This is a genomic window from Paenibacillus prosopidis, assembly GCF_003337375.1.
Lineage (GTDB): Bacteria > Bacillota > Bacilli > Paenibacillales > Paenibacillaceae > Pristimantibacillus > Pristimantibacillus prosopidis.
Window position 1 is genome coordinate 1 of record NZ_QPJD01000042.1, and the last position, 6,976, is coordinate 6,976.

General features: G+C 39.4%; 6 protein-coding genes. All 6 read left to right on the plus strand.

Annotation, left to right across the window (positions count from 1 at the left end):
* Window positions 1–892 precede the first annotated feature (892 nt).
* Window positions 893–1,975: an Imm26 family immunity protein gene (locus tag DFP97_RS29715; protein WP_114384274.1), complete on the plus strand. Its 1,083-nt coding sequence runs from the start codon at window positions 893–895 to the stop codon at window positions 1,973–1,975.
* 385 nt (window positions 1,976–2,360) lie between these two features.
* On the plus strand, window positions 2,361–2,837 hold the full coding sequence (locus tag DFP97_RS29720) for a GNAT family N-acetyltransferase (protein WP_114384275.1): 477 nt from the start codon (window positions 2,361–2,363) through the stop codon (window positions 2,835–2,837).
* A 248-nt stretch (window positions 2,838–3,085) separates the two neighbouring features.
* Window positions 3,086–4,165 (plus strand): CHAP domain-containing protein, encoded by a 1,080-nt coding sequence (locus tag DFP97_RS29725; protein WP_245976648.1) that lies wholly within the window; start codon window positions 3,086–3,088, stop codon window positions 4,163–4,165.
* Between the two features lie 100 nt (window positions 4,166–4,265).
* Window positions 4,266–4,922, plus strand: coding sequence for an isochorismatase family protein (locus tag DFP97_RS29730; protein WP_114384276.1), 657 nt, complete (start codon window positions 4,266–4,268; stop codon window positions 4,920–4,922).
* Between the two features lie 676 nt (window positions 4,923–5,598).
* Window positions 5,599–6,066 (plus strand): hypothetical protein, encoded by a 468-nt coding sequence (locus tag DFP97_RS29740; RefSeq protein ID WP_114384278.1) that lies wholly within the window; start codon window positions 5,599–5,601, stop codon window positions 6,064–6,066.
* A gap of 144 nt (window positions 6,067–6,210) precedes the next feature.
* Window positions 6,211–6,675 (plus strand): hypothetical protein, encoded by a 465-nt coding sequence (locus DFP97_RS29745; protein ID WP_114384279.1) that lies wholly within the window; start codon window positions 6,211–6,213, stop codon window positions 6,673–6,675.
* Window positions 6,676–6,976: the final 301 nt, after the last annotated feature.

The window sequence follows — 6,976 nt, forward strand, 5'->3', positions numbered from 1 at the left end:
GGAACAGCAGCGAGCAGGGTAAAAGCGGCAAGCATAAATGTTAACAATAAACCTTTCCATGTTTTCATCATAAAACCCTCCAAATAATTGATTTTGTGTGGTTGCAACCCTTCATCATTATGGATTGAATATTTTAATCCAAAAAGCACCAATTTTTTATAGTACCGGAGTAGGTATTGTTCATGGTTAGTGGTTAAGTTGCGGAATTGCTCACGAACATGTTCACGCGACGTTATCTATGTCACGGTTCAATATTTTTGCATTTTTTTCTCCTAACGTATGACAAAATGAGTACCAATTACGAATATATAAGTGTCTGACCGGGCGGTACCTTATATTAATATCATTAAATACCTACCTACCTGACATAAAGACAACAGAATACATAGGATCTATATAAGTGGTGGGGGGCGGTAGCCCGTGAAACTATGTCCCTGGACTAACTTGCCGTCAATAATAAGATTTATACTGAAGCCTGACATAGTTTACATAGTTAAATATCTTCTTGCCAAAAAAAAGGAGGGTAGCCGGCCGACTAGCACCAACTACCCCACTAACGCTATTCCTTTGACTGTTCCCGTTCTTTGTAGCCCCTAGATAGCGTATGCAAAGGGTAATCAAATGTAACGAATTACTTAGCGTACGATTTTTCCGTTTCGTGAGGTGGCCCCAAAGAGCATTATAACGATTCCGATAAAGGAGAAGCAGGACCGCATGAGCAGACCGCCACACGAGGGTATGTCATTGAGCTAACGGGTACGATAGCGAAATCATTATCAATGGAGCAGGCGCCGCGGCGACCTGCTCTTGGCCGTTAAAGTAACGGGAGTTTAGCGTAATAATTTAAAGGGTTACAATACGTGTAAATGAAATGTTGTGGTGAGGTTAATAAATGATCCGGAAGAAGAGAATCAAACCGAATGTCGGCGACGTATTCACCTTTAAGCTCGAGAACGGATTAAACTGCTTTGGACAAATCGTTGCTCCAAGTCCTGATGGATATAGAGATTTATTGTACGTCTTATATGATTTCGCATCGTTTGAAGAACCGCCGCTAAACGAAATTGTAAAGAAGCCCATCCTAGCAATTGCCAATCTTGTGGGTGGTGATATCGAGGATGGTTACTGGACAATAATTGAAAACGAAGAAATTCCGGCATCGTTGATCGTTCTTCCTGATTACGTGATTTCTGGTGAAAGGGGACCGGTAGTTCTCCGTTACGACGGGACCTTCGTCCGAACGTCAACCATTGAGGAGCAGTTTCTTGCTGGAGATAACAAAATACCAAATTTGCGAACCTGGACCACAAGTACCGGAGGATTTGAACAGATAGCGAATTACCGATTCAACGGTGGAGAGTTAAACCAATATTTCGAGGACATGTTATTTGAGGGTAGCATGTGGGATGCAAGAGTCAATCCCGATGGAATGCCGCTTCGCAATTTTTTGGATAAACCCCTAGCTGCGTCGGATCGACATGAGGTCATGATGATCAAGAAGGAGCAAGGAAAACCGCCGTATTTTGTACACGTATCAGCCAGTGACAGGATACTTCATATCGAAGAGGGGGATGTGGGCGAAAAGCCAAAGTACACCCAATTTAAAATATTTGATGAATTCACCGATCAAGCTGCTGTAAAAAATGTAGAAAAGCAGCTTCTATCCGACGGGTTCGAACAATTTGAACATGATCAGTATCATACAATTATAATCAGGTATGATTTGGCGATCGGTGGGTTTGGCACCGAGGAAGATCTAGAGAGAAGGTATCAGATCGAGGATCTGCTGGGCGAGAAGCTGCGACGTACGAACAATGGCGATTGTACCGGCGGTGAAATTGGCAATGGTGAGGCCATCATTTTTTGCGATGTTATTGACCAGGACGCAGCGGTTAAAACCATTCAAAAGACCTTAAAGCGAAACGGATTTATCAAAAATGTAAAAATATCCCTTAATGAAGAAGTAAACGAGTAAACAGGTCCCGTCATTTTAGGCTCCTTCCTCACCTTTAGAATTATAGGATGCTTCTCCAGATGGTGGCTTGTCGATTAAGCTAATGGGTACGATAGTTGAAATCTGAAAGGGCTGCCGCTAGGTAGCCCTTCGTTACGTTCACGGGCAGTTTACGTTAACGAAAAATAAAACCGGCACAATTATGTACCGGTTAACCAATAATGCCAAAAAAGGATCATCCCTAAAAAAGCCATAGATACATAATAGTCTATAAAAAAATTCAACATAAGTCTATTACTTTTTTCGCATAAATTGTATGTTAATTAAGCGACCGCGGCGCGAAAACGATAAGGGAGATTAAACATGGAGCCATATTGTAACAAGATAATGAAGGGAGAAGCCTTGCATGATTACGCTCAGAAAAATCACACTGGAAAACCGACGTGCCATATTTAACTTGGAAGTATCAGAAGACCAACGCCGCTTCGTTGCGTCCAATCTGTCAAGCGTGGCTTCGTGTTATATCCTTGCAACCAATGGGGGACATCCATTTCCATTTGCCATTTACGCGGATGAGCAGCCGGTCGGTTTTGTTATGTTGGCTTATGGAATCACCGGATACGAAGAACCGTCAATCGCAGATGACAACTATTGCATCATGCGACTGATGATTGACAAGCAATACCAGAACAGGGGTTATGGTCGGGAAGCGATGAAAAAAATCTTGGAATTTATCCGCACCTTTCCGGCAGGGCCAGCACATTACTGCTGGATCCCTTATAAACCCGATAACGTCGCTGCCAAAAAGCTTTATGAAAACTTCGGCTTCCGTGACAACGGTGAAATCTTCAACAACGAGTCAATAACCGTATTGCGACTCTGATTTGCTGCTTATATTATATTTCAATCTTTCGAGGGATCGTTAAAAGGTGTGAACCCCTATACCAATGCACTTTTTAGAGTATGAACCACGTGGAAGAAGAAACCATCTGTGTCAATTTCTACGTTCTTAGAATTGAACTAAAGGGATTCTATACTCAATAAAGGGTAGGTTTGACTAACTTCCTATAAAGGAAAAATGCAACGAATCATCGATGTATAATCGTTCATAGAAGATAAGGAGGCTATCGTTTGATCGGTGAGCGGAAGAAAAATAAGCGACTTGAAAGTATTATTATACTTGTTGATGAAATGTTATTTTCTATTGAAAGTATAGTTAACAGGCATGAAGCAACGGTTTACTTGTATGGGGTATCGACATTTGCTTCAATGCTCGCCATGAAGCGAGGACAAAGTCCAGAACTTGCTGCGATTGCTGGACTGCTTCATGATTATTATGTTTTTAAAACTGGAATCGCTGAGTTTCCTGGTCCTAATAGTGCTGAGACAGTGAGAGTTATAATACGGGATATTGGCATGTTTACCGAAGAAGAACAGATCACTGTTCTCCGGTCTATATTCTACCAGGATGATAGCAGGCGAAGCCATGATCCCTATGAAGAGATCGTTAAGGATGCAGTTATACTTCAGTTATATTTTCAAAGTACAGTCCACAGGTTACCTCGAATGGATGTAAACCGGCTAAGAAATGTGCTAGGTGAACTGGAAATTCAGTGCGAATTTATAGAAGAGCTATTCCACAAAGAGAAGGAAACGAAACCTCAGCTCAACGAGGACAAACGCCTTAAGCTGGCTGATATCGCAGAAATGCTTGCGGGGCAAGACATAATCGGCGTACCAGGAGATGAACGCTATCGGGAAATATGCAGATATTGGCCGGATGCGAGTATATATAAAGTGCTAAAGAATAGTTGGTGTGCTGTGTTCGTGTACCACAGTTGCAGACAAGCCGGGTTTCTTTTGCCGATACGGTATCCGAATGGGAGCCATAGGCTAGCCGGCGTTGGTGCATGGTTGGAATGGGCTCAGTTACCCGAAACTGGGTTCTTCCATCATGACGAGCAGGATGGGTTTACACCTCAGCGCGGTGACATCGTCATTTATGATAAGCTTCTATCTGATCACCCACATGATCATATTGGGATTGTTCTTGCTGTCAACGAGAAAGAAATTTTGGTAGCAGAGGGCAACAGGGATAATAAAAATTACTCTAGTATTTTTCACAGGGATAGAAGGCGTTGTATTCTAGGCTATATCCGTATCGACAATAATTATCAATATTATTTCAGTGGGGACTATAATCCGCTCTAACATCGAGGTGATTTATTGCTAACGGGTACAATAAACCTCGGAAGCAATCATATAGGTCGACTAAATGTTATAATATGGATAAAAAAGGCGGAGATTTAGGATGGAAAACACTCCTACAGAATTAGAATTATCCGTAAGAAAATACAATGCCGATCCAGAATTAAATATTAGAATTGTTCCAGAAACAACAGCTTTTCTTCTAGTTGATTGTGATAAATCATCAGCAGATAATCAAATTGTAGAGAACCAGATCCATTCAGCGCTTAAAATAGCTAGAGAATCGGGAATGAAAATTGTTTATTTATTTAATGCCATTCATGGGGTAGGAGGATCGAATGATGTAACAACGAAAATTCATGGATTAGACTATCTTAAAAATAGTTGGAAACCTTTAATCCCTAAATTCAATCAGCTAATACAACCGCTCGAAAATGAGGCAGTTATCCCAAAATCACATAAAGATGGATTCAACGGTACTGTGCTCGATTATTATCTGAAAACATGGAATATAGATACTATAATTGCAGCAGGATTCAGTATAAAATCATGTCTATTCCATACCTGCATAGGTGCTCGTCATAATAATTATCGTGTTGTAATGTTGAGAGACTGTACGAATTCAAGTGAATTTCCAGATACGGTCGATACTGAAAATCCTGAAGGAGGATGGTTGAGGTTTGTATTTTTAAGAATTTATGAAACTGACATCGGTTATACTTCGACTTCGACTGATTTAATGAAGGCGTCGCTAAACTAACGGGTACGATAATGCAATGACAACAGGCTGAGATAACATTGGCAGCCTGTTCAATATTGGCAGAATAATTGAATAAGAAAAGGCTGATTTGTAAAATTTAATGATTAAAAAGGATTTTTAAAAATTAGGTGGTGTTTTGTAATGGGATTGTTTTTTGAAAAAAGGGAAAGTACAAAGCCATTTATAATCATAAGAATTTTATTGATGATAGTAATTGTGTTCATATTTGTAATAGGGATAGTCAATGATTTTGATTTCTTTTTTATGAGATTATTATTTATGTTATTAGGGGTAAGCTCAATTTTAGACGGAATCGAAAGATATTTAAAAAGAGAAAACAAATGGAGATATTATTTTGATTTTGGTATGGGACTTTTATGGTTCGTATCATCTTTTATTTTTTGGAAATAAACTTTTCTTCTTGAACTCCCTCGGAAACGATAGCAAAAAGTGGATTACGCAGCAGAGACTACTTCTCATTCAACTACCATGAAAGAACGGATTAACTTTCATTCTCTGTGGTGCGACATAAGAGATGCATGGACGGCTAACGGGTACGATAGTTCAACCAGATCAGGGAGCAGACCGCCGCGGCAGCAGCTCTCTATTTTCATTGAAGTAACTGGTGTTATTTTGGGTGAATTTTCCTTAAAAAACTCTGAATGGAAGTGTTCCTATGGTAAAAAAGGCTGTTATTACGTTTTTATTGTTAGGACTCGGTATTATTTCATTTTCCATTTGGAACTATGTTGATGATGATGTAAGAAGGGTATTGTTTGAACGACAACGTGCTTGGCAAGATCAAGATTTTCAGAAGGTAAAGCAAGTGTACATAAAAACTGAAACAAAAGAAGTCCTTTTGACGGAAGATCGCAAAATCATAACGGAGCTTATGAAGGATTTAAAATATAAGCTGGCAACAAATCAGTATTGGTTAGTGGAAGCTAAAAAAGGTGAATTTATCCCTTACAGTAAGGGGGGATGGGAATTAGTCTTTAAAACTGATGAATATGAGAACTTGGCTTTCGCAAAATACTCACAACAAGGTGACGTGCTTACTTATCAAACGTTCTATGGGCCAGTTGCCACTTTTGCTTCAAGCGAAGTTTTAAAAAAGCTACTTAGAGAAAAGGAATTATTATAGTGCCATTGAAGTAACGGATACGATAGCTTAATAAAGACATGAAGGCAGCTGGGCTAGTAGGTTCGGCTGCCTTCTTTGCGCTAACGGCAGAATAGCAATAGCACCATATGGGTATATTATCCAAAAAGCAATGGAGGTTCACTCATGTGGTGGAGATGTATGATTTTCTTAATATTACTAAGCTGCTTTACGTCAAATGTAGTAATGGGAGCTAAGAATCCTGGTTCAGTGGAAGGAGACAAAGTTGACTTTAACTCTTCAGAAAGTAAACTTTCAAATGCCGAAGTTAAAGATTTGGTGCAAGTAACACTTGACTATTGCAGATATGCAAACAATCGAAACTTTTTGAAATTGAATGAAACAATCTATCCTCCATTAAAAACAGTACAGCCAGGCAATGGAGCACTTTATTTGTGGTTCCATGCAGAGAATACAACCATTAAATTAAAGAGTTTGACGTTTGAAGATTCTTTCGTAAACGATTTCGGTGTTGCAAAGTATAAGGAGGTTATGGCAAGCGCTGAATTTGAAACGGAAACAAAGGATTTGGGTTATTCAATAGCTTATTTTAAGATGAAAAATGGGTGGAAAATTGTTTCTTTTGATTAAGGCTTAAGTCTTGGCTGAGGAAGTTAAGCTAACGGGCACGATAGTGGAGGAGCTCGCTTTATTGCAGCTCCTTTTTTTATTTATCAGTACCAAACAAATTTCTAACGATTCGGAAACATATTTCGAGTACGCATTTAGAGTGGAATAATCAATGGTAGCTTAATCTGAATTGGGGAGTTTTTTATTACATATATAAGTATGTAAGTGAAAAACCGCATAAATATAGGAGAACAGGAAAGAATGGCTATTAAAAACCACAATGGGGTGATAGCATGCAAGAAGCTCGAAAAGATGGGTGGAA

Coding starts and splice junctions, on each gene's coding strand:
- DFP97_RS29715 (WP_114384274.1), top strand. CDS start 893: ATGATCCGGAAGAAGAGAATCAAACCGAATGTCGGCGACGTATTCACC.
- DFP97_RS29720 (WP_114384275.1), top strand. CDS start 2,361: ATGATTACGCTCAGAAAAATCACACTGGAAAACCGACGTGCCATATTT.
- DFP97_RS29730 (WP_114384276.1), top strand. CDS start 4,266: ATGGAAAACACTCCTACAGAATTAGAATTATCCGTAAGAAAATACAAT.
- DFP97_RS29740 (WP_114384278.1), top strand. CDS start 5,599: ATGGTAAAAAAGGCTGTTATTACGTTTTTATTGTTAGGACTCGGTATT.
- DFP97_RS29745 (WP_114384279.1), top strand. CDS start 6,211: ATGTGGTGGAGATGTATGATTTTCTTAATATTACTAAGCTGCTTTACG.